Origin of the sequence: Aeromicrobium fastidiosum (genome assembly GCF_017876595.1) — a bacterium.
Taxonomy (GTDB): Bacteria; Actinomycetota; Actinomycetes; order Propionibacteriales; family Nocardioidaceae; genus Aeromicrobium; species Aeromicrobium fastidiosum.
Genome location: NZ_JAGIOG010000001.1, coordinates 199,822 through 218,006 on the forward strand (window position 1 = coordinate 199,822; position 18,185 = coordinate 218,006).

Sequence of the window (18,185 nt, forward strand, 5' to 3'; positions counted from 1 at the left end):
CCTCGCCCGTCGTCCCCGGCCGACCTAGAGCCCGCCGCGCTTGCTGGCTGCGGCCACGATGCGCTGGTAGCCCGAGCCCGTCACTCTCACGAGCACGTCGAGCGCCTTGGCGTCCGCGCCGATCAGCACTCGCGCCTTGTTCTTCTCGACCCCGGCCAGGATGACCTCGGCCGCCCGTTCTGGCGAGGTGCGCGCGATCTTGTCGAACGATGATGCGAGGCGGTCGTGGTCGAGCCCCTCGACCTGCTCGCTGTTGCGCGCGATGTTGGTCTTGATGCCTCCGGGGTGCACGCAGGTGACCTTGACCGGGCGGCGGTCGTTGATCATCTCCTGCCGCAGGGCCTCGGTGAACCCACGGACCGCGAACTTGGCGGCGTTGTAGGCGCTCTGCTTCGGCACGGCGAGGAGGCCGAAGAGGCTCGAGATGTTGACGACGTGACCGTCGCCCGACGCGATCAGGTGCGGAAGGAACGCCTTGGTGCCGCTGACGACGCCCCAGAAGTCGACGTCCATGACCCGGTCGATGTCCTTGAACGACATCTGCTCGATGCTGCCCGTGAACGCGATGCCGGCGTTGTTGAAGACCAGGTTGACGACGCCGAAGTGCTCGGCGACCGTGTCGGCGTACGCCAGCACCAGCTCGCGCTGCGACACGTCGAGGGTGTCGCTGCGCACCTCGGCACCCGCCGCGACGAGCAGCGCCTCGGTCTCGGCGAGCCCCGTCACGTCGACGTCGCTGATCGCCAGCCGCGCACCCCGGCGTCCGAGCTCGAGGGCCAGCGCCCGTCCGATGCCTGATGCCGCGCCGGTGACGACGGCGACCTTGCCGGTGAAGTGGCCCATGACGATCCTCTCGACTCGGATACTGTCGGTATCCGAGATCGACGCTACCAGATAATTGCGTTACGTGACAGACCTGCGGCGGGGTGTCAGGCGCACCTCGGGCAGCGGCGGGGCGGGGATGACCTGTCCGTCGTGACCGTCGACGCGACCGAACCGCTCCGCCGCGGCCTGCCAGTCGTCGCGCGCCAGCACGATGTCGTCATGCGAGCGGCCGATGAAGTTCCACCACATCACGAGCTCCTCGTCGAAGGGCTCGCCGCCGATGACGAGGACCGTCGTGGCGCGGGGCACCTGCAGGCCCACCGCCGCGCGTCCGGGCGCGAGGTAGCGGAGCTCGCGGTGCGCGACCTCGACGCCGTCGACGACGACCGGGCCGTCGACCGCGAGGATCGCGTGCTCGAAGTCGGGTCGCAGCGGGAGCGTGGCCGTCCCGTGGTCGAGCGTCACCTCGGCGCCGACGATCGGGGTGTAGGTCGTGGCCGGGGACGTCGCGCCGCCGAGCTCGCCCAGCAGCACTTTCGCCGTCCAGCCGTCGCCGCTCGCGACCGGCAGGTCGGGGTGGTGCTCGAAGCCGGCGGGGCCCTCGAGCGCATCGGACGGCAGGGCCACCCACAGCTGGATGCCGTGCATGGGGGCGTCGGGGTCGCCGACCGAGAACTCGGAGTGGGACACCCCGTCGCCCGACGTCATCAGGTTGAGCTCGCCGGGCTTGAGCACGACGTCGCTGCCCAGGCTGTCACGGTGGCGGATCTCGCCGGCGATGGGCCACGTGACGGTCTGCAGACCCGTGTGGGGGTGGGGCAGGACGGCCATCGAGTGGCTCGTGGGTCCGAAGTGGTCGACGAAGCACCAGGCCCCCACCGTCGGGAAGCCCTTCTGCGGCAGCGTGCGGTGAACGGTGAGGCCGCGCAGGCCTCCGAGGGGCACCTCGCGAGCGCCCAGCGTCAGGTCTTCGGTCATGCGAGGAGCGTACGTCGCAGCTGGTCGACCGACGTCGATGATCCGCCCGCCTCGACGAACCAGCCCTCGACGCCGTCGCCGTGACCGTCCCAGACCTCCAGGACCGACTCGATGGCCTCGGGCGACACGTGCGCGAACCCCGGCGGATAGGTGTGCGCCGGCGGCGGCCCTGCCGAGCTGGGCCGGAGCCTCGCATCGATCTCGTGCCGTGCGTGCTCGGTGAGGTTGTAGTCGTGGAGCACGTCGTCACCCGAGACGCCGACGAGGCGCAGCAGGAGGGCGATCGAGATGCCCGTTCGGTCCTTGCCAGCAGCGCAGTGGACGAGGGTCGGGCCCGGCTCGTGGGCGATCTCGTCGACGAGACGCACCAGCTCGTCGGCCGCGGTGTCGAGCACGAGCCGGTAGAGCAGCGTGAGGGTGTCGACAGGTGCCACGCCCGGGCGCAGTGCCGCCAGCAGCGGGACGTTGACGATGCGTGCCCCGGCCGCCGACAGCGGATGTGCCTCGGCCAGCTCGGTGGACGACCGCAGATCGATGACCAGCGACGGCGGCCACGCGATGCCGTCGGGGGCCAGGTCGCCGGCCCGGGGAACGGCGCTGCGCAGCACGCGACCCGTCGCCGTCGCGCGGCCGCCTGCCGCGGGAAGGCCGCCGATGTCGCGGAGATTGGGGGTGAGGTCAGGCACGCCGCCACTGTAGGGGGAGGGAGAGACATGTCACGTCGGGGCGTCCGCGTCCGATCGACCGGCCAGCGCATCGTAAAATCGGGTTATGGTCCGTCCCCGCAGAGCTGCCACCACTGCGCTCATCGGCAGTGGTGCCACCCTCACCGGGTTCTACGGATTCCTCATCGGAGAAGCCGTGCTCGCCCGCAGGGCCATCGGCACCACCGACGAGCGTCCGCCCTCCCCCGACGGCGTCTACGGCTACGACCTGCCCGGGCGCCCCATCCGACTGCTCGTCATCGGCGACTCAGCCGCGGTCGGCTACGGCATGACGTCCGCCGAGGCGACACCGCCCGCGATGCTGGGCCTGGGGCTGGCGCACGTCATGGACGCGCCCGTCGAGGTGCGCAGCCGGGCGGTCGTCGGCGCGCAGACGTCCGAGCTGATGCAGCAGATCGCCCAGGTCGACGGGTGGGAGCCGCACGTCGCGGTCATCGTCGTCGGCACCAACGACGTGACGCACCAGGTGCCGCCCAGCACATCAGCCCGCCTGCTCGGCGAGGTCGTGCGCCATCTGGTCGCCGGCGACTGCGAGGTCGTCGTGGGCACGACCCCCGACCTCGGGTCGGTGCGGCCGATCATGCAGCCGCTGCGGTCCGTGGCCCGCCGGTGGAGCCGCAACCTGGCCCGCAAGCAGACCGTCGCCGTCGTCGGTGCGGGTGGGCGCGCGGTGTCGCTCGGCGACCTGCTCGGCAACCTGTTCACCGAGAACCGCGACATCATGTTCGGGCTCGATCGCTTCCACCCGTCCGAGACCGGCTACGCCAACATGGTGTCGGTGCTCGTGCCGGCCGTGGCAGCGTCTCTGCGCGAGAGGGCCCGCACGCTGGCCTACGCCGGCTACCCGTCGACCGAGAAGCCCCGCGACCTGATGTCGGTGCGCGAGGCCGCGGCCGAAGCGGCCGAGAACGCGGGCACCCAGGTCGTCCAGGACTCCGCTCCAGGCGGCCGCTGGGCGACCGTGCTGCGCCGCCGCCGCGCCGGCTAACCGGGCGCTGAATACCACGAGACCGTGGGAATCCGGCACCTACCGGGGGTTGCAACCCTGGGTGAGTGCGGGCAGTCCTCGGTGAGTGACGGCGACCCTCGGCGAGCGACGGCATCCCACGGTCTCGTGGTAATCCGACACCGCCGGCGGGAGGGCCGGGACAGACCGATGGCCGGCCCCCGAGGGGACCGGCCATCGTCATGGGTTCAGCTGGTGATCAGTCGCCACGCAGGATCGCGAGGATGCGCAGGATCTCGATGTAGATCCAGACCAGCGTGACGGTGAGGCCGAAGGCCACACGCCAGGACTCGCGCTCCGGCAGGCCTGCCTGGATACCCTTCTCGGCGTAGTCGAAGTCGAGGATCAGGCAGAAGGTCGCGTACACGACCAGCGCACACGAGACGAGCAGCCCCAGGGTGTTGAAGCCGCGCAGACCGCCGGACTCGAAGACGCCCGTCAGGCTCAGCACCATGTTGATCAGCAGCACGCCGATGATCGCGAAGCCCGAGATCATCATGACCTTGCGGAACTTGTCGGTGACCTGGATGTTGAAGAACTTGTAGGCGGCCAGCGTGCCGGCGAAAGCGACGACCGTGCCCAGGACGGCTTGGAAGACGATCGACGTCTCGCCCACGTATGCGGCGATGACCTTGGAGAAGGCACCGATGAAGACGCCCTCGAAGACCGCGTAGGCCAGGACGAGCGCGGGGCTGACGACCTTCTTGAACGAGTTGACCATCGCGAGGGCGAAGCCGACGAAGACACCGACCATCGCGAACGTCATGGCCTTGCCCATGACTGCTTCGCCCGTGGTCGGGTCGATGACGTCGCCGATCGCGAACCACGTGACAGCTGCGGCGACGGTGAGGAGACCCAGCGTGATCGCGGTCTTTTCGACGACCGAGTCGATCGTCATCCGGCCGGTTCCGGGCTGCGTGTGCGTGGGCGACCCGTTGAGGTCGACCTGCCACTGGGACGGGTCGTTGGCGATCGCGCCGCCGCGGCCGTTGAACTCGGCGCTGCGGGCGAAGACAGGGTTGCTGCTCTTCATGGTTTCCCTCCGTGGGATCGGCTCCGAGCTGGAGTCGTCTTCTCTATCCTATCCAACGCCTGAGACGACCTGTTTGATCCCGGATCACTCGTTGGGTGTTGCAACCACCTCGGCGGCGGGAGCAGGCGGACCTTGGACGGCCGGGACCTTGAGGAAGGGTCCGTTGGCGTACGCCGCCGCCTTGTCAGGATCCGGGTTCGGGTCGGGCACCAAGTCACCGAGGTCGTCGTACGTCATGCGCATGACGGTGAGCGGGTAGACGTTGTAGGCCTGCGCGCCGGTCTCGAGCGTCGCCGGCGTCTGCTGCACTTGCGTCTCGTCGACGTTGCGGTTCGGCAGCAACGGCTTCCCGTCAACATCGAACAGCTGGACGCCGGTCAGCTTGTTGCCCGCCGCGTCGTAGGGGTAGATGTTCTCGATCGGCTGCCCGTCCAGCGACAGCCCCTTCCTGTCGCCAGACGACTCCGAGCTAGACCCGTCTGCATACCCCAAGTTGTAATCGTCGCTCTGACCACCCCACGACCTGGCGGCGGCGAGGACCGGCAGGAGCGCGACGAGCGCCAAGACGTTGCCGGCTATCACCACGCCCTTGACACCCGGAAGACGCCATGTGCCGCGCCCCCCTTGCACGCTCACGACGGCGAACGCCAGGAACACGACCCACCACGCCGCCTCGAACCAGTACCCGTCCTCCATCCCGAAGAAGGCCGCAAGGAGCCAGGTCGCCAGCCATGCCCGAACGATCCACCACAACGGCCGGAGGGACGCCGCGAACTCGGACACGGAGTCGAGTGCGGGATTGCGAGCGATCGCCTCGGCGACGCCGGTCCGTGCTCCTCGCCACGTGTCGATTAGGCCCGTCAGCATCCCGCGTTCGGGGACACGTCCCGGCAGCCCGGCCGCAAGCCGCAGTTCGGCCGCGTAGGCGACCGGATCGGGGAGCGTGCGCCGCAGGTCTTCGGCGAGCGACTCGGCGAGATCGGCCTCGAGCCCCTCGGTCAGGTCGTCGACCTCCTCCGGCGGCAGGTCGGCGAGCGCGGCACGCACGCCCTTGGCGAACGTGACGATCTCGGGCGTGACGGTGGACGTGGTCATGCTGCCTCCCCTGTGGTGGTGCCGAGCAGAGCGTTCATGGTGGTGGAGAACTCGGACCAGACCTTGCGCTGGAGCTCGAGCATCGCCCTCCCCTGGGCGTTGATGCCGTAGTACTTCCGGTGCGGCCCCTCCTCGGACGGGACGACGTACGACGTCAGCGCCCCGGCCGAGTAGAGCCGGCGCAGCGTCCCGTAGACCGAGGCGTCACCGACGTCCTCGAGCCCGGCCGCTCGCAACCGGCGCACGACGTCGTAGCCGTAGCCGTCCTCCTCCTCGACGACCGCGAGCACGGCGACGTCGAGCACTCCCTTGAGCAGCTGGGTCGCATCCATGGATGGGACAGTACCACGCAATCCGCACTAGTGCGTGATCCACAAGCCAAGTCGCAGATGGGCAGCTCAGCCGCGGACGTCGACGAGGTGGTGGACGACGTCGTGCAGGAAGTACAGCGCCAGCGTCTCGACCGTGAAGATCGAGCCGTTGCTGCGCCGTCCCGTGCGGCCCCACGCGTCGTCCGGCACCGCGGCGAACGTCGCAGCGGCCGACCGACCGGACTCGTCCAGCAGGGGGGCCACGTCGGACGCTCGTTGGCCGGCATAGTCGTGCTCGATCGCCGTGACGTCCTGGTCCCAGTTGTCGAACGCCGGATCGTCCTCGGCGAGCATCAGGTCGACCCGCCGGGCGAACACGTCGAAGACGTCGCGGACGTGGCACGCGTACTCGGCGGGCGACCACGTGCCGGGCGTGGGACGCTCGGCCGCGTCAGGTCGGGCCAGCACGGCCTCCCAGCGCGGCAGCGTGGCGAGCACGCGGACGGCCACCTCGGTCGCCGGCACCTGCCCGGCATCGAAGCCGCACTCGGGGCACGGCTGCTCGAGGACCCAGGTCCAGTCCTTGGTGTCAGGCTCGATATCCACGCAACTACGCTAGCGCCCGTGGAACCCGCCCCCTACCGCACCGAGCCCGTCTCGTTCACCCGCCGCGGCGGCCGTCTCTCCGAGCGCCAGCAGGCCGCGTGGGACGCCCTGTCGTCCACCTACGTGACCGAGGCGCCCGACAACGGGCCCGAGACGTCGATCGACCCGTCGTACGTCCTCGACCCGACCGCCCTGTTCGGCCGCGAGGCACCCCTGGTCGTCGAGATCGGCACCGGACGCGGTGAGGCCGTCGTGCACGCCGCGGAGCAGCACCCCGAGCTCAACTTCCTGGGTCTCGAGGTCTACGTGCCCGGCGTTGCGCAGACCCTCGTCACGATGCGTCACCGCGGCGTCGAGAACGTCCGGCTCATGATCGTCAACGCGGCCGAGGCGCTCAGCACGATGCTCGCTCCGGCGTCCGTGCACGAGCTGCGGGTCTGGTTCCCTGATCCTTGGCACAAGAAGCGGCACAACAAGCGCCGTCTCGTCACGCCTGCCTTCGCCGAGCTGGCCGCGCGCGTCGTCGAGCCGGGTGGACGGTGGCGCCTCGCGACCGACTGGCAGGAGTACGCCGACCAGATGCGCGACGTGCTGGCGGGCAGCGCCGACTTCGATTTCGACGGTGACTGGGCCCCCCGGTTCGAGGGACGCCCGCTGACCCGCTTCGAGGACAAGGGACTGCGCGTCGACCGCGACATCCGCGACCTCGTGGCGGTTCGGCGGACGCCCGGGAGCGACGTGCCGACCCTCTAGGATGAGGCCATGACCACCGACGTGACGAACGCCGAGAAGCTGCGGATCTCCGACGGGTTCGTGGTGTGGATCATCGGGACCACGGTCGAGGAGACCTCGGTGCTCGATCCCATGCCGGAGGGTGCCGAGATGATCGAGACCCGCGACGAGGACGCGCCGGAGTCGGTCGACGCGGCGATCCTGTTCGCCGACGACCGCACACGGCTCGCCGACAGCTTCGACGACGTGCTGCCACAGCTCGGATCGATCCCCGTCGTGTGGGTCGCCTACGCGATCCGCGAGGACGACATCGACGAGGACTCCATCCAGGAGCTCGTCGCCGACTACGGCTGGTTCGCCGAGGAGTCGATCCTGCTCGACGACACCTGGGCTGCGCTCCGCATCGAGCAGTCGTAGCCGGCTAGCCTCGCGCGAGCCTGAATCGGGTGGTCCAGATGCCCGGCGGCACGTGCTCGTCGGCCTCGCGGACGAAGCCGTGCCGCGCGTAGAACGAGACCGCAGGAGCGTTGTCGCGGCCCGTCGACACGACGACGTCGCGTCCGTCCGTCGCGCTGAGCACCCGACTCAGCATCGCCGTGGCCACCCCCCTGCGCATCGCCGGCGGGCTGACCATGACCTTGGCGAGGTCGACGTGGTCGCCGACGCCGGTCCACGCGACCGCGCCGACGAGCTCGACGCCGTCCCACGCCATGAGCCAACGTCCTCGCCAGGCGGCCAGGGCGTGTGCGTCCTCGAGCAGCGGTGGCAGACGGTCGTCCCCGACCAGCTCGGCCTCGACGGCGTACGACGCGAGCTGCAGCCCCAGCACGGCTGTCGCGACGAACGGGTCGGCGGCCGGGTCGGGCGAGGACAGGATCATCCGGTGCCCTCCCCTCCCCCGTCGTCGATGCGGGTCAGCCTACTGCCGCCGGCGTCCGGACGGCGCTACCAGCGGGGATGGATCTCCGCCCGTAGCAGCCGGTCGTAGATCTCGTGGACGTCGGCGTCGAAGCCGTCCGGCAGGTCGACGGCAGCCGCGGCCGCGTTGCCTCGCGCCTGCTCGACGTTGCGCGCACCAGGGATGGCCGCGGTGACGCCGTCCTGCGCCAGGATCCAGGCGATCGCCGCCTCTGACGGTCGGACGCCGGAGGGCACCAGCGCACCGAACTCGCGCGCCGCGGCGACCCCCGTCGCGAAGTCGACGCCGGAGAACGTCTCGCCGACGTCGAACGCCTCGCCGGACCGGTTGTAGGTGCGGTGGTCGTCGGCGGCGAACGTGGTCTGCTCGGTGTAGCGACCCGACAGCAGCCCGGACGCCAGCGGCACCCTGGCGATGATGCCGACGCCTGCCTCGCGCGCGGCCGGCAGCACCTCGTCGAGGGGCTTGAGCCGGAACACGTTGAGGATGATCTGGACGCTCGCGACGTGGGGGCGGGCGATCGCGGTCAGCGCCTCGTCGACCGTCTCGACGCTGACGCCGTAGGCCGCCATGACCTTCTCGTCGACCAGCGTGTCGAGGGCGTCGAAGACCCGGTCGTCGGCGAACACCGCGCTCGGCGGACAGTGCAGCTGAACGAGGTCGAGGGTCTCGACGCCGAGGTTGCCGCGCGACCTGTCGGTCCAGGTGCGGAAGTTGTCCATCGTGAAGCTGTCCGTCACCTGCTCGCCGCGGCGGCCCATCTTGGTCGCGACGAACACGTCGAGCTCGGGCCGGCTGCGCAGGTACTCGCCGATGATCTGCTCGCTGCGGCCGTCTCCGTAGACGTCGGCAGTATCGAAGAACGTCACCCCCTCGTCGACCGCGGCGTCGAGCACCGCGACGGCGTCCTCGTGACTGACGTCGCCCCAGTCGGCACCCAGCTGCCAGGTGCCGAGGCCGACCACGGAGACGTCGCGTCCCGTGCGTCCGAGTGTGCGGGTGTCCATCAGGCGATGCTCCTTCGAGGGGTGGACCTCCACCCTAGGCACCGGCACCGACGCGCGCCCGCCCGGCGGCCTCAGCCGACGATCAACGGCTGCAGCGGGTGGATCGCCGGTGCGGCGGCGAGCTCGGACCCCAGCACCGAGAGGGCCGACTGGATGTGCGGGGTCTGCATGTGCGCGTCGAGGTCGGACTGGCCGTCCCACTCCTCGACCGTGATGAAGGTGCCGGCGGCGACGGTCGACTCCGACAGGTCGTACGCGATGCACCCCGCCTCGTCGCGGGTCGGCTCGACGAGGCCCTTCAGCGCCTCGCGCACGACGTCCTCCGAACCGGGCTTGGCGGTGATGACGGCGACGACGTTGATGCTCATGCGACCTCCGGGTGGTGGGTGTGCAGTCACCGTACGGCGCGTCGAGCCCTTCTGCCTGTCGGACGTCTCACGGCGCTCGCCACGTGAGGCCACGCTCGGCCAGCTCGTCGGTGAGGAGGCGGATCGCGCGCGGCCCGACACCGTGGATCGCGAGCAGCTGTTTCGGCGTCGCCTCGGTCAGCTGGGCGAACGTCGTGAAGCCGGCGAGCGCGAGCTGACGACGGGCCGTGCGGCCCAGCGACGGTGGGTACTCGGTCGGGACAGGGGAATCCTCGGGTGGCATCGGGCCCTCCTGGTTCGTCTCGGCGGGTGCTCCCGGTGGGGGTCGAACCCACACTGCGACGGGTTTAAGCCATCTGCCTCTGCCAATTGGGCTACGGGAGCGCGAGGTCAGCCTAGGACAACGTCGTCCGGGCGCTGTCCCGCGAGCAGCCGAGCGACCTGGCGGCGGACCACGGCCTCGATGCGAGGACGCATGGCGCTCGACATCCCGCCGACGTGCGGGGAGATCAGGATGCCCGGCGTCGTCCACAGCGGGTGCTCGGGCGGGAGCGGTTCGGGGTCGGTGACGTCGGCGGCCAGCCGGATGCGTCCGGCTTGGCGCACGACGGCATCGGTGTCGACGACCTTGCCGCGCGAGACGTTGACGACGACGGCACCATCGGGCAGCGCCGTCAGGAACGCATCGTCGACGAGCCGCGTGGTGCTGTCCGACAGCGGGACGGCCAGCAGCACCGCATCGACGGTGGGCAGCAGGTCGGGGAGCTCGTCCTGGCCGTGCACCGTGCCGCGGTCATCCTCACGGGACGTCGAGGCGACGCGCACCAGCTCGGCACCGAAGCCCCCGAGCCGTTTCTCGATCTCCCGGCCGATTCCACCCGTCCCGAGCAGCATCAGCCGCCGGTCGATGAGGCTCGCGGTGAAGCTCTTGTTCCACTGCCCGGTCTCGCGCGCATAGCGGTCGATCTCGCGCTGGGACGCCAGCAGCAGGGCCACCGCGAGCTCGGCCGTCGACCCCTCGTGGACCCCGACGGCGTTGCAGTAGACGATCCCGTCCGGCAAGGAATCGGCCACGCCATCGAAGCCGAGCAGCTGCGACTGGACGACGTCGAGCCGGTCGGCGTCGAGGACCTCGAGCCCTCCAGCGGCCAGGGTGTACGGCCGCAGAGCCAGATCGACGTGGTGCTCGGGCTGCGGGGCCCCCATGTCCCACACCGACAGCTCGACGCCCTCGAGGTCGTCCAGGCTCTCGAGCCAGCTCTCGTCGGGGACGGTCACGTGCAGGGTGCGGGAGGTCATGAGTCGATCATGCCGAGTGGCGCAAACCAGTGCGCGAGTGGTGCGTCGTGGTCAGACACGCCGTCCCGAAAAGACCAAACGGCAGCACTCCCCCGCAAGCGGGAGGTGCCCCCAGCGGACCGCGGGAGCGGTCAGGTGGCCATGTCCCAGGCGATGCCGTCGAGGATGTCGTGCTCGCTGACCACGAGGGTGTCGGTCTCGAGCGGCAGCAGGGCCACCAGACGATCCAGGATCAGCGACCCGGCACCGATGACGTCGGCGCGTCCGGGGTGCATGAACGGCAGGGCGCGACGGTCGGCGATCGTCATCTGGGCCAGTGACAGGCACGCGGCGCTCACGTCGTCGAGGTCGAGCCGGGCCAGGTGGATGGCCGCGGAGTCGTACGACGGCAGACCCAGCGAGTGGGCCGCGACCGTCGTGACGGTGCCCGCGACCCCCACGAACGAGCCGACCGGCGCGATCTGCGACACGACGGGCGCGAGCACCGCGTCGACGTGGTCCATGCACGCCGTGACCTCCGCGACGGGTGCCGGGTCGCCCGCGAGGAACCTCTCGGTGAGCCGCACCGAGCCGATGTCGAGCGACACCGACCACTCGATGCTGTCGCCGGTACCGACGACGATCTCGGTCGACCCTCCCCCGATGTCGACCACGAGCGTGCGCACCGAATCGAGCCCACGGGTCGCGCCCAGGAACGATGCCCGGGCCTCGTCGAGCCCCGCGAGCACGACGGGTCGGACACCGAGGATGCCCTCGACGGCGTCCTCCAGCTCGGCCGCGTTGTCGGCATCGCGCACCGCCGACGTGGCGCAGAACCGGATGTCGGTGACCCCGAACATCGCGATGAGCTCGGCGTACTCGCGGGTGGCCTGCAGGGTGCGGGCGATGGCGTCCTCGGCGAGGTGGTGGGTGCGGTCGACGTCCTGTCCGAGACGGACGACGCGCATCTCGCGCAGGAGGTCGGACTTGTCGTCGTCACCCACGTCGCTGATCAGCAGACGGATGGAGTTGGTGCCGCAGTCGATCGCAGCGACTCGGGCGCGATGCTCAGGCATGCCGACGAGCATAGCCATCGCCCGCCCACGCGAGCCGCAGCCGCAGGCGTGCGAAGCCTCACACGCCCGTCGCGTGCCGCCTCAGTCGTCGACGGGCGCGACCCACTCGGGGTCGCACGGGCTGCCCCGCCACCACTCCCCGAGCAGCTCGAGCGTCTCGTCGCCGAGCGGGTTGACGCCGGGGCCCTTGGCCAGGGAGTGGCCGGCCAGCACGTGCAGGCACTTGACCCGGGTCGGCATGCCGCCGGCCGTGATGCCGTCGATCTCGGGCACGTGGCCGAGCGCCTCGCGCTCGGCGAGGTACTCGTCGTGCGCGCGCTGGTAGGCCTCGGCGAGGGCCTGGTCCTCGAGCAGCCGGGCGCTCATCTCGCGCATCAGGCCGGACGCCTCGAGCGTGCCGATCTCGCCGGCCAGGCGCGGGCACGTCAGGTAGAACATCGTCGGGAACGGCGTGCCGTCGTCGAGCCGCGGCTCGGTCTTGACCACGTTGGGATGGCCGGACGGGCAGCGCGACATGATCTCGAGGATGCCCCGCGGGGGACGTCCGAGCTGGTCGGCGACGGCGTCGAGGTCGGCCTGGGCGACTGTCACTGGTTCTTCAGCACCTTGTCGGGTTCGGGTTCGGTGGTCGGGGCGGGGGTGGGCTTCTTGCCGGCCTCCTTGACGCTGCCCCAGAGCTTGTCGTACCACTCGGGGTCGGCCGGCCGGGGAGGTGCGTCGAGCGTCGGGACGTCGGCGCCCTGCACCTTGCCGTCGCTGCCGATGACCCGGTATCCGACCTCGCCCGGCGAGACCCAGCCGAAGCGTTCCTTGGCCTGCTGCTTGACGTACGCGGGGTCGTCCCAGCGGGAGATCTGGTCCTCGAGCTCGACGATCGACTCCTTGCGCGTCGCGATCTCAGCCCTGGTGGCCTGGATCTCGGAGCGCTGCTGCCACCACGCGTGCAACGTCGACGTGTACGACGCGATGAGCAGCAGGACGACCGCGAGCAGCACGATCGCCCGCGTCGTCAGCTGAGGGCCGGAACCGATCGAGCCCGTCGAGACGGACTTCGCCGGTGTCGGGCTCGGGCGGGACGTCGCGGACGCTCCCGCCCGGGGGGTGCGGCGTCCACCCCGCGTCGCGGTCGGCTTCCGGGATGGAGGCCGACCGCGACCGCGGGGCGAACGTGATGCCATGCGTCAGAGAGCCAGCCGGGGGAACGCCGAGGCTCCCGCGTAGCTGGCCGCCGAGCCCAGCAGCTCCTCGATGCGCAGCAGCTGGTTGTACTTGGCGACACGGTCGGAGCGGGCCGGCGCACCGGTCTTGATCTGGCCGCAGTTGGTCGCGACAGCGAGGTCGGCGATCGTGGTGTCCTCGGTCTCGCCCGAGCGGTGGCTCATCATGCAGCTGAAGCCGTGGCGGTGGGCCAGGTCGACCGAGTCGAGGGTCTCCGTGAGCGAGCCGATCTGGTTGACCTTGACGAGCAGCGCGTTGGCAGCGCCCTCGGAGATGCCTCGGGTCAGTCGCTCGACGTTGGTCACGAACAGGTCGTCGCCGACGATCTGCACGTCGTCGCCGATCGTCTCGGTCAGCGTCGTCCAGCCTTCCCAGTCGTCCTCGTCGAGGGGGTCCTCGATCGAGACGATCGGGAAGTCGGCGGCGAGCTGCGCGTAGTAGGCCGACATCTCCTCGGCCGACTTCTGCTGGCCCTCGAAGGAGTACGAGCCTGTCCCAGAAGAAGACGCCGAAAAGAACTCGGACGCGGCGACGTCGAGCGCCATCGCGATGTCGGTACCGACCTTGAGGCCGGCCTTCTCGACCGCGACCGAGATGAGCTCGAGCGCGGCCCGGTTGGAGTCGAGGTTGGGGGCGAAGCCGCCCTCGTCGCCGAGGCCCGTGGAGAGTCCGCGCTCGTTGAGCACCGACTTGAGCGCGTGGTAGACCTCTGCACCCTGGCGCAGCGCCTCGGAGAACGTGGGCGCGCCGATCGGCGCGATCATGAACTCCTGGATGTCGACGTTGGAGTCGGCATGCGAGCCGCCGTTGAGGATGTTCATCATCGGCACCGGCAGCACGTGCGCGTTGGGACCGCCGACGTAGCGGAACAGCGGCAGCTTGGCCGAGTCGGCGGCGGCGCGGGCGGCGGCCAGCGAGACGCCGAGGATCGCGTTGGCGCCGAGCGTGGCCTTGTTGGCGGTGCCGTCGAGGCCCAGCATGGCCAGGTCGATGGCGCGCTGGTCGTCGGCCTCGAAGCCCACGAGGGCCGGGCCGATCGTGTTGTTGACGCCGGCGACGGCCTTGAGCACGCCCTTGCCGAGGTAGCGCTTCTTGTCACCGTCACGCAGCTCGACGGCCTCGAAGGCACCCGTCGAGGCGCCGGACGGCACCGCGGCGCGCCCGATCGTGCCGTCGTCGAGGGCGACCTCGACCTCGACGGTGGGGTTGCCCCGTGAATCCAGAATTTCCCGTGCTCCGACGGCGTCGATGCGTGCCAAGAGACTGCTCCTCATGAGTGAAAGAACGTGCTGCCACAGCCTAGTCCCGCGGGCCCACCGGCCCGCACCGCCTCGCCGCAGGCGGAGCGGCGGTGCACTGACGTCCACCGAGATGGCCGAAGTGGACGCCAGCGCACCGCCCGGGTCGGCTCAGTGGGGGTGCGAGTACGGGTCGGACGCGCGCTCGGTCAGCTTGATGCGCTGCCACTGGGCGTCGATCTCGTCAGCCGTGGTGGGGACGTGGTCGAGCGTCTCGGGCGCGAAGACGTGGGGGTTGCGGCGGATCAGCTTGGCCGCGATGCCGGCTGCCACGTCATCGACGTCCCAGCCCTGCGACTCGGCGGCGATGCGGGCGTGGAACACCACCTGCATGAGCAGGTCGCCGAGCTCTTCGCGGACGTGGTCGGAGTCGCCGTCGGCCAGCGCCTCGTGCACCTCCTGCGCCTCCTCCAGGACGTACCGCGCCAGCGACTCGTGCGTCTGCCCGGCGGTCCAGGGGCACTCGCGGCGCAGCCGGTCCATGACGTCGACGACGTCGAGCAGGCCCGATCCGGGCAGGTCGTAGGAGCCGAAGACCACCTCGACCTGCCGCTGCTGACCGTCCGGTCCCGTCAAGTCGTCGGCCACCGAACGGGCCCACGTCGCGTCACCCGTCGGTGCGATCCATACCGAGCCCGGCTCGTAGGTGGGCGCGCCCGTGCCGGCATCGACGGCGATGCCTGAGTCGACGATCGCCCGGACGTGCGGATCGTCGACGGAGGCCCGCACGACGCTCGCGGCGCGCAGCGCGTCCCACGCGGCCAGCGTCAGGATGCCTGGGGCTACACGCGGGCTGAGCACCAGCACCTGCATCGTCACGAGCAGCGCTGACTCGCCGGCAGCTCCTCGTCGACGGGCGACTCGGGGTCGACCGGCGTCACCGAGACCGACCCCGTCGCGGCGCGCTGCTCGCCCTTGCTGTCGAGCCCGAACCGCGGGGCGAACGAGACGTCGCGGGCGGCGAAGCCCGCCAGGATCTCGCTCTGCCCGAGCTCGGCGAACTGCGCCTCGTTCTCGGTCGTGGCCTGCTGGTTGGTCTTCTTCTCGGCCAGCGCGACGGCGATCGCCGAGACCTCCCGGCTGTCCTCGATGGCCTGGGCGAGCTCGTCGAGATCGGCCCCCGGGAAGGACTTCGACAGCTCGTCGCGCTGCTGGGCGGTCAGCTCGTAGCTGCTGGGCCCGATCGTGATGTCGTGCGAGGCCGCGAGGTCGCGGGCGACCCGCAGCGACACCAGGCCGACGACCGCCTGACGGCGTACCTCCGCGTTGCTGACCGTCGTGATGCCCTGCGCCCGCGCGGCCTGGGCCGTCAGGGTGCAGTAGGCCGAGGCCGTGCGGTCGAGGGTGTCCATCGAGATCGTGCGACCGTCGACGACCGCGGCCGATCCGGGGTGGACGGTGCCGCAGGCAGCGAGCGACAGACCCGCGACCGCGAGGACGACCGCGCGTGTTCGAGTGAGCATGGTCACAGGCTACCCACGGCCGCTCAGCCGCGTGGGAGGTCCCTCGCGTCGGAGCCGGTGGCGTGCAGCGTGGAGTGGTGACGTCCGTAGACGAGGTAGACGACCAGACCCAGCGCCAGCCACACCAGGAACCGCAGCCACGTCTCGACCGCGAGGTTCGTCATCAGCGCGATGCAGGCGACGCCCGAGACGGTCGGCAGCAGCGGCACCTGCGGAGTGCGGAAGGGACGCTTCATCTTCGGCCTCGTGCGACGCAGCACCACGACCGCGATCGAGACGACGAGGAACGCGAAGAGCGTCCCGATCGACACCATCTCGGCCAGCACGGCCAGCGGCACGAACGCACCCAAGATGGCGACGGCGACCGTCGTGCCGACGGTGATGACGACGGGCGTGTGGTACTTCGGGTGGATCCTGCCGATCGCCGGCGGCAGGAGACCGTCGCGGCACAGCGCGAACCCGATGCGTCCCATCGCCACGATGTCGACGAGGATCACCGACGTGAGACCGGCGACGGCCGCCGTCCCGATGATGATGCCCGCCCAGCCGAGGCCGACCTGGTCGAAGGCGTCGGCGAGGGGCTCGCCCGTGCTGAGCCGGGTGTACTTGACCATCCCGGTCAGGACGAAGCACACCGCCACGTAGAGCAGCGTGCAGATGATGAGCGTGCCGATCAGGCCCCGCGGCATGTCCTTGGCGGGGTCCTTGGTCTCTTCGCCCAGGTTGGCGACGGCCTCGAAGCCCGAGTAGGCGAAGAACACGATCGCCGCGGCCACGAGCACGCCCGTGACGCCGTACGCCGTCTGGTCGATGCCGGTGATCCACTGCCAGAGCGGCTGCTTGAGCCCGCTGGCGCCGGTGGCCTTCTCGCTCGGGGGGATGTACGGCTTCTGGTTGTCGAGGCTGACGTAGAAGAGTCCGACGCCGATGATGAACAGGCAGATCGACACCTTGACGACGACGAGGGCGTTGGTGACGAGCTTCGACTCGCGGATGCCCATCGCCGCGATGACGCCGAGCACCACGACGATGAACACGGCACCCAGGTTGATGACGCTGTCCTCCTCGCCGAAGAAGGCCTTGGGCAGGTCGAACACGCCCTGCAGGTAGCCCGACCAGCCGCGGGCGACGACGGCCGCGCCGAGAGCGAACTCGAGGATCAGGTCCCAGGCGATGATCCAGGCGAAGATCTCGCCGATCGTCGTGTAGGCGTACGTGTACGAGCTGCCGGCCGTGGGGACGGCGGCGGCGAGCTCGGCGTAGCAGAGCGCCGCCAGCATCGCGACGACGCCCGCGACCAGGAACGAGATCATGACGGCCGGTCCGGCGTTGTCCTTGGCGGCGGTGCCGGTGAGGGTGAAGATGCCCGTGCCGATCACGATCCCGATGCCGAAGCCCATGAGGTCCCAGACGGTCAGACGGCGGTCGAGGCGGGCGTGGTGCCCCTCCTCGGTCGGGTCCGCGTCGTTCTGGTGGATGACGTCGTCGACGTCCTTGGTGCGCACGAGCTGCTTCCACGTCCCCGGTGAAGTCATGGGACGACGCTAGTACGCCGGTTGCCATCCGCAACCGATTGGGTTCCGGACCGGACCGAGGATGAGGGTTCTCGGCAGCCACCACTACCCAAAGCCCTCATCGTCAGTTCCCCGCCGATGACGCACCGGCGCTCGCCTAGGGTTGTCGCATGATCCGACAGCGGCTGGCCCGCACCATCGCCCGGTTGATGCGCTACCGCATGGTGGGCGACGTCCCGCAGACCGGCATCCTCGTCGGTGCCCCCCACACGTCCAACTGGGACTTCATCACGATGCTCCTGGTCATGTGGCAGGGCGGAGCCCATCCCCGCGTGCTGGTCAAGAAGCAGCTGTTCAAGGGGCCCGTCGGCTGGCTCCTGAGGGCTCTCGGCGGGGTGCCGCTCGACCGCGACAACGCGGGCACGGTCGTGCGCGACCTCGTCGACGAGGCCGGTGCGGGCAACGCCTTCAGACTGATCCTCGCTGCCGAGGGCACCCGGTCGCGCGGCGAGTACTGGAAGTCCGGATTCCTGCGCCTGTCCCGCGAGACGGGGCTGCCCATCACGCTGGCCTTCTTCGACCCGCCGACCAGGACCATGGGCTTCGGCCCGACGTTCCACGCCACCGACGACGTCACCGCCGACATGGACATCGTCCGGGCGTTCTACGCCGACAAGCACGGCATCAAGCCCAAGAACGCGACGCCCCCGCGGCTGCGCGAGGAGGGCTGACC

Annotated in this window: 23 protein-coding genes and 1 tRNA gene; 4 read left to right on the forward strand and 20 right to left on the reverse strand. The window is 70.2% G+C overall.

Going from position 1 to position 18,185, the window contains the following annotated elements; genetic code table 11:
• Nucleotides 1-24: 24 nt before the first annotated feature.
• Genes JOF40_RS00995 through JOF40_RS01005 form a run of 3 tightly spaced genes read right to left on the reverse strand, consistent with a single transcriptional unit; the run spans nt 25 to nt 2,489 of the window.
• Nucleotides 25-843 carry an SDR family NAD(P)-dependent oxidoreductase gene (locus JOF40_RS00995; protein WP_129183252.1) on the reverse strand — a complete coding sequence of 273 codons (819 nt, stop codon included), beginning with the start codon at nt 841-843 and terminating at the stop codon, nt 25-27.
• 60 nt (nt 844-903) lie between these two features.
• Complete coding sequence (locus tag JOF40_RS01000; RefSeq protein WP_129183254.1) at nt 904-1,803, reverse strand: pirin family protein; 900 nt, start codon at nt 1,801-1,803, stop codon at nt 904-906.
• Nucleotides 1,800-2,489 (reverse strand): tyrosine-protein phosphatase, encoded by a 690-nt coding sequence (locus JOF40_RS01005; RefSeq protein WP_129183257.1) that lies wholly within the window; start codon nt 2,487-2,489, stop codon nt 1,800-1,802. The genes JOF40_RS01000 and JOF40_RS01005 overlap by 4 nt, the downstream gene beginning before the upstream one ends.
• Before the next feature lie 85 nt (nt 2,490-2,574).
• Between JOF40_RS01005 and JOF40_RS01010 the strand changes: the two genes are divergently transcribed.
• Nucleotides 2,575-3,516: an SGNH/GDSL hydrolase family protein gene (locus tag JOF40_RS01010; protein ID WP_129183259.1), complete on the forward strand. Its 942-nt coding sequence runs from the start codon at nt 2,575-2,577 to the stop codon at nt 3,514-3,516.
• A 217-nt stretch (nt 3,517-3,733) separates the two neighbouring features.
• Here the strand turns inward: JOF40_RS01010 and JOF40_RS01015 are convergent, their stop codons facing one another.
• The 4 genes from JOF40_RS01015 to JOF40_RS01030 form a co-directional block, all read right to left on the reverse strand.
• Nucleotides 3,734-4,567 (reverse strand): Bax inhibitor-1/YccA family protein, encoded by an 834-nt coding sequence (locus JOF40_RS01015; protein WP_129183261.1) that lies wholly within the window; start codon nt 4,565-4,567, stop codon nt 3,734-3,736.
• Between the two features lie 84 nt (nt 4,568-4,651).
• Entirely contained in the window at nt 4,652-5,662 is a 1,011-nt protein-coding gene (locus tag JOF40_RS01020) for a hypothetical protein (RefSeq protein ID WP_129183262.1), read from the reverse strand.
• The gene (locus JOF40_RS01025) at nt 5,659-5,994 is read right to left on the reverse strand and encodes a PadR family transcriptional regulator (protein ID WP_129183264.1); all 336 of its coding nucleotides are present in this window, start codon (nt 5,992-5,994) and stop codon (nt 5,659-5,661) included. Before JOF40_RS01025 ends, JOF40_RS01020 begins: the two co-directional genes overlap by 4 nt.
• A 66-nt stretch (nt 5,995-6,060) precedes the next feature.
• Nucleotides 6,061-6,579: a DinB family protein gene (locus JOF40_RS01030; RefSeq protein WP_129183266.1), complete on the reverse strand. Its 519-nt coding sequence runs from the start codon at nt 6,577-6,579 to the stop codon at nt 6,061-6,063.
• An 18-nt stretch (nt 6,580-6,597) separates the two neighbouring features.
• Here JOF40_RS01030 and trmB point away from each other — a divergent pair, with 18 nt between their 5' ends.
• Nucleotides 6,598-7,332: a tRNA (guanosine(46)-N7)-methyltransferase TrmB gene (gene trmB, locus JOF40_RS01035; protein WP_246152808.1), complete on the forward strand. Its 735-nt coding sequence runs from the start codon at nt 6,598-6,600 to the stop codon at nt 7,330-7,332.
• A gap of 9 nt (nt 7,333-7,341) precedes the next feature.
• Nucleotides 7,342-7,728, forward strand: a complete 387-nt coding sequence (locus JOF40_RS01040; protein ID WP_129183268.1) for a DUF3052 family protein — start codon at nt 7,342-7,344, stop codon at nt 7,726-7,728.
• A 4-nt stretch (nt 7,729-7,732) separates the two neighbouring features.
• Here JOF40_RS01040 and JOF40_RS01045 read toward each other — a convergent pair whose 3' ends face one another.
• The 13 genes from JOF40_RS01045 to JOF40_RS01105 all read right to left on the reverse strand — a co-directional run bounded on the left by JOF40_RS01045 (nt 7,733) and on the right by JOF40_RS01105 (nt 17,473).
• Nucleotides 7,733-8,191 carry a GNAT family N-acetyltransferase gene (locus tag JOF40_RS01045; protein ID WP_129183270.1) on the reverse strand — a complete coding sequence of 153 codons (459 nt, stop codon included), beginning with the start codon at nt 8,189-8,191 and terminating at the stop codon, nt 7,733-7,735.
• A gap of 65 nt (nt 8,192-8,256) precedes the next feature.
• Complete coding sequence (locus JOF40_RS01050) at nt 8,257-9,237, reverse strand: aldo/keto reductase (protein ID WP_129183272.1); 981 nt, start codon at nt 9,235-9,237, stop codon at nt 8,257-8,259.
• 71 nt (nt 9,238-9,308) lie between these two features.
• Nucleotides 9,309-9,605 carry a putative quinol monooxygenase gene (locus JOF40_RS01055; RefSeq protein ID WP_129183274.1) on the reverse strand — a complete coding sequence of 99 codons (297 nt, stop codon included), beginning with the start codon at nt 9,603-9,605 and terminating at the stop codon, nt 9,309-9,311.
• A gap of 67 nt (nt 9,606-9,672) precedes the next feature.
• Entirely contained in the window at nt 9,673-9,888 is a 216-nt protein-coding gene (locus JOF40_RS01060; protein WP_129183276.1) for a helix-hairpin-helix domain-containing protein, read from the reverse strand.
• A gap of 27 nt (nt 9,889-9,915) precedes the next feature.
• A tRNA-Leu gene (locus JOF40_RS01065) sits at nt 9,916-9,989 on the reverse strand.
• 6 nt (nt 9,990-9,995) lie between these two features.
• Entirely contained in the window at nt 9,996-10,904 is a 909-nt protein-coding gene (locus JOF40_RS01070; protein ID WP_129183278.1) for an NAD(P)-dependent oxidoreductase, read from the reverse strand.
• 131 nt (nt 10,905-11,035) lie between these two features.
• Nucleotides 11,036-11,959, reverse strand: coding sequence for a Ppx/GppA phosphatase family protein (locus JOF40_RS01075; RefSeq protein ID WP_129183280.1), 924 nt, complete (start codon nt 11,957-11,959; stop codon nt 11,036-11,038).
• Nucleotides 11,960-12,040: 81 nt separating this feature from the next.
• Complete coding sequence (locus JOF40_RS01080) at nt 12,041-12,550, reverse strand: DUF501 domain-containing protein (RefSeq protein ID WP_246152807.1); 510 nt, start codon at nt 12,548-12,550, stop codon at nt 12,041-12,043.
• Nucleotides 12,547-12,954, reverse strand: coding sequence for an FtsB family cell division protein (locus tag JOF40_RS01085; RefSeq protein ID WP_188111743.1), 408 nt, complete (start codon nt 12,952-12,954; stop codon nt 12,547-12,549). The genes JOF40_RS01080 and JOF40_RS01085 overlap by 4 nt, the downstream gene beginning before the upstream one ends.
• Before the next feature lie 186 nt (nt 12,955-13,140).
• Nucleotides 13,141-14,436: a phosphopyruvate hydratase gene (gene eno / locus JOF40_RS01090; RefSeq protein WP_129183284.1), complete on the reverse strand. Its 1,296-nt coding sequence runs from the start codon at nt 14,434-14,436 to the stop codon at nt 13,141-13,143.
• A gap of 150 nt (nt 14,437-14,586) precedes the next feature.
• Nucleotides 14,587-15,288, reverse strand: coding sequence for a MazG nucleotide pyrophosphohydrolase domain-containing protein (locus tag JOF40_RS01095; protein ID WP_245343203.1), 702 nt, complete (start codon nt 15,286-15,288; stop codon nt 14,587-14,589).
• A 2-nt stretch (nt 15,289-15,290) separates the two neighbouring features.
• The gene (locus tag JOF40_RS01100) at nt 15,291-15,938 is read right to left on the reverse strand and encodes a hypothetical protein (RefSeq protein ID WP_129183288.1); all 648 of its coding nucleotides are present in this window, start codon (nt 15,936-15,938) and stop codon (nt 15,291-15,293) included.
• Between the two features lie 23 nt (nt 15,939-15,961).
• The gene (locus tag JOF40_RS01105) at nt 15,962-17,473 is read right to left on the reverse strand and encodes an APC family permease (protein ID WP_129183290.1); all 1,512 of its coding nucleotides are present in this window, start codon (nt 17,471-17,473) and stop codon (nt 15,962-15,964) included.
• A 149-nt stretch (nt 17,474-17,622) separates the two neighbouring features.
• Between JOF40_RS01105 and JOF40_RS01110 the strand changes: the two genes are divergently transcribed.
• A complete protein-coding gene (locus tag JOF40_RS01110) occupies nt 17,623-18,183 on the forward strand; it encodes a 1-acyl-sn-glycerol-3-phosphate acyltransferase (RefSeq protein WP_129183292.1) in 561 nt (186 codons plus the stop codon).
• The last annotated feature ends 2 nt before the right edge of the window (nt 18,184-18,185 follow it).

Coding starts and splice junctions, on each gene's coding strand:
- JOF40_RS00995 (WP_129183252.1), bottom strand. CDS start 843: ATGGGCCACTTCACCGGCAAGGTCGCCGTCGTCACCGGCGCGGCATCA.
- JOF40_RS01000 (WP_129183254.1), bottom strand. CDS start 1,803: ATGACCGAAGACCTGACGCTGGGCGCTCGCGAGGTGCCCCTCGGAGGC.
- JOF40_RS01010 (WP_129183259.1), top strand. CDS start 2,575: ATGGTCCGTCCCCGCAGAGCTGCCACCACTGCGCTCATCGGCAGTGGT.
- JOF40_RS01015 (WP_129183261.1), bottom strand. CDS start 4,567: ATGAAGAGCAGCAACCCTGTCTTCGCCCGCAGCGCCGAGTTCAACGGC.
- JOF40_RS01020 (WP_129183262.1), bottom strand. CDS start 5,662: ATGACCACGTCCACCGTCACGCCCGAGATCGTCACGTTCGCCAAGGGC.
- JOF40_RS01025 (WP_129183264.1), bottom strand. CDS start 5,994: ATGGATGCGACCCAGCTGCTCAAGGGAGTGCTCGACGTCGCCGTGCTC.
- JOF40_RS01040 (WP_129183268.1), top strand. CDS start 7,342: ATGACCACCGACGTGACGAACGCCGAGAAGCTGCGGATCTCCGACGGG.
- JOF40_RS01045 (WP_129183270.1), bottom strand. CDS start 8,191: ATGATCCTGTCCTCGCCCGACCCGGCCGCCGACCCGTTCGTCGCGACA.
- JOF40_RS01050 (WP_129183272.1), bottom strand. CDS start 9,237: ATGGACACCCGCACACTCGGACGCACGGGACGCGACGTCTCCGTGGTC.
- JOF40_RS01055 (WP_129183274.1), bottom strand. CDS start 9,605: ATGAGCATCAACGTCGTCGCCGTCATCACCGCCAAGCCCGGTTCGGAG.
- JOF40_RS01060 (WP_129183276.1), bottom strand. CDS start 9,888: ATGCCACCCGAGGATTCCCCTGTCCCGACCGAGTACCCACCGTCGCTG.
- JOF40_RS01070 (WP_129183278.1), bottom strand. CDS start 10,904: ATGACCTCCCGCACCCTGCACGTGACCGTCCCCGACGAGAGCTGGCTC.
- JOF40_RS01075 (WP_129183280.1), bottom strand. CDS start 11,959: ATGCCTGAGCATCGCGCCCGAGTCGCTGCGATCGACTGCGGCACCAAC.
- JOF40_RS01095 (WP_245343203.1), bottom strand. CDS start 15,288: ATGCAGGTGCTGGTGCTCAGCCCGCGTGTAGCCCCAGGCATCCTGACG.
- JOF40_RS01100 (WP_129183288.1), bottom strand. CDS start 15,938: ATGCTCACTCGAACACGCGCGGTCGTCCTCGCGGTCGCGGGTCTGTCG.
- JOF40_RS01105 (WP_129183290.1), bottom strand. CDS start 17,473: ATGACTTCACCGGGGACGTGGAAGCAGCTCGTGCGCACCAAGGACGTC.
- JOF40_RS01110 (WP_129183292.1), top strand. CDS start 17,623: ATGATCCGACAGCGGCTGGCCCGCACCATCGCCCGGTTGATGCGCTAC.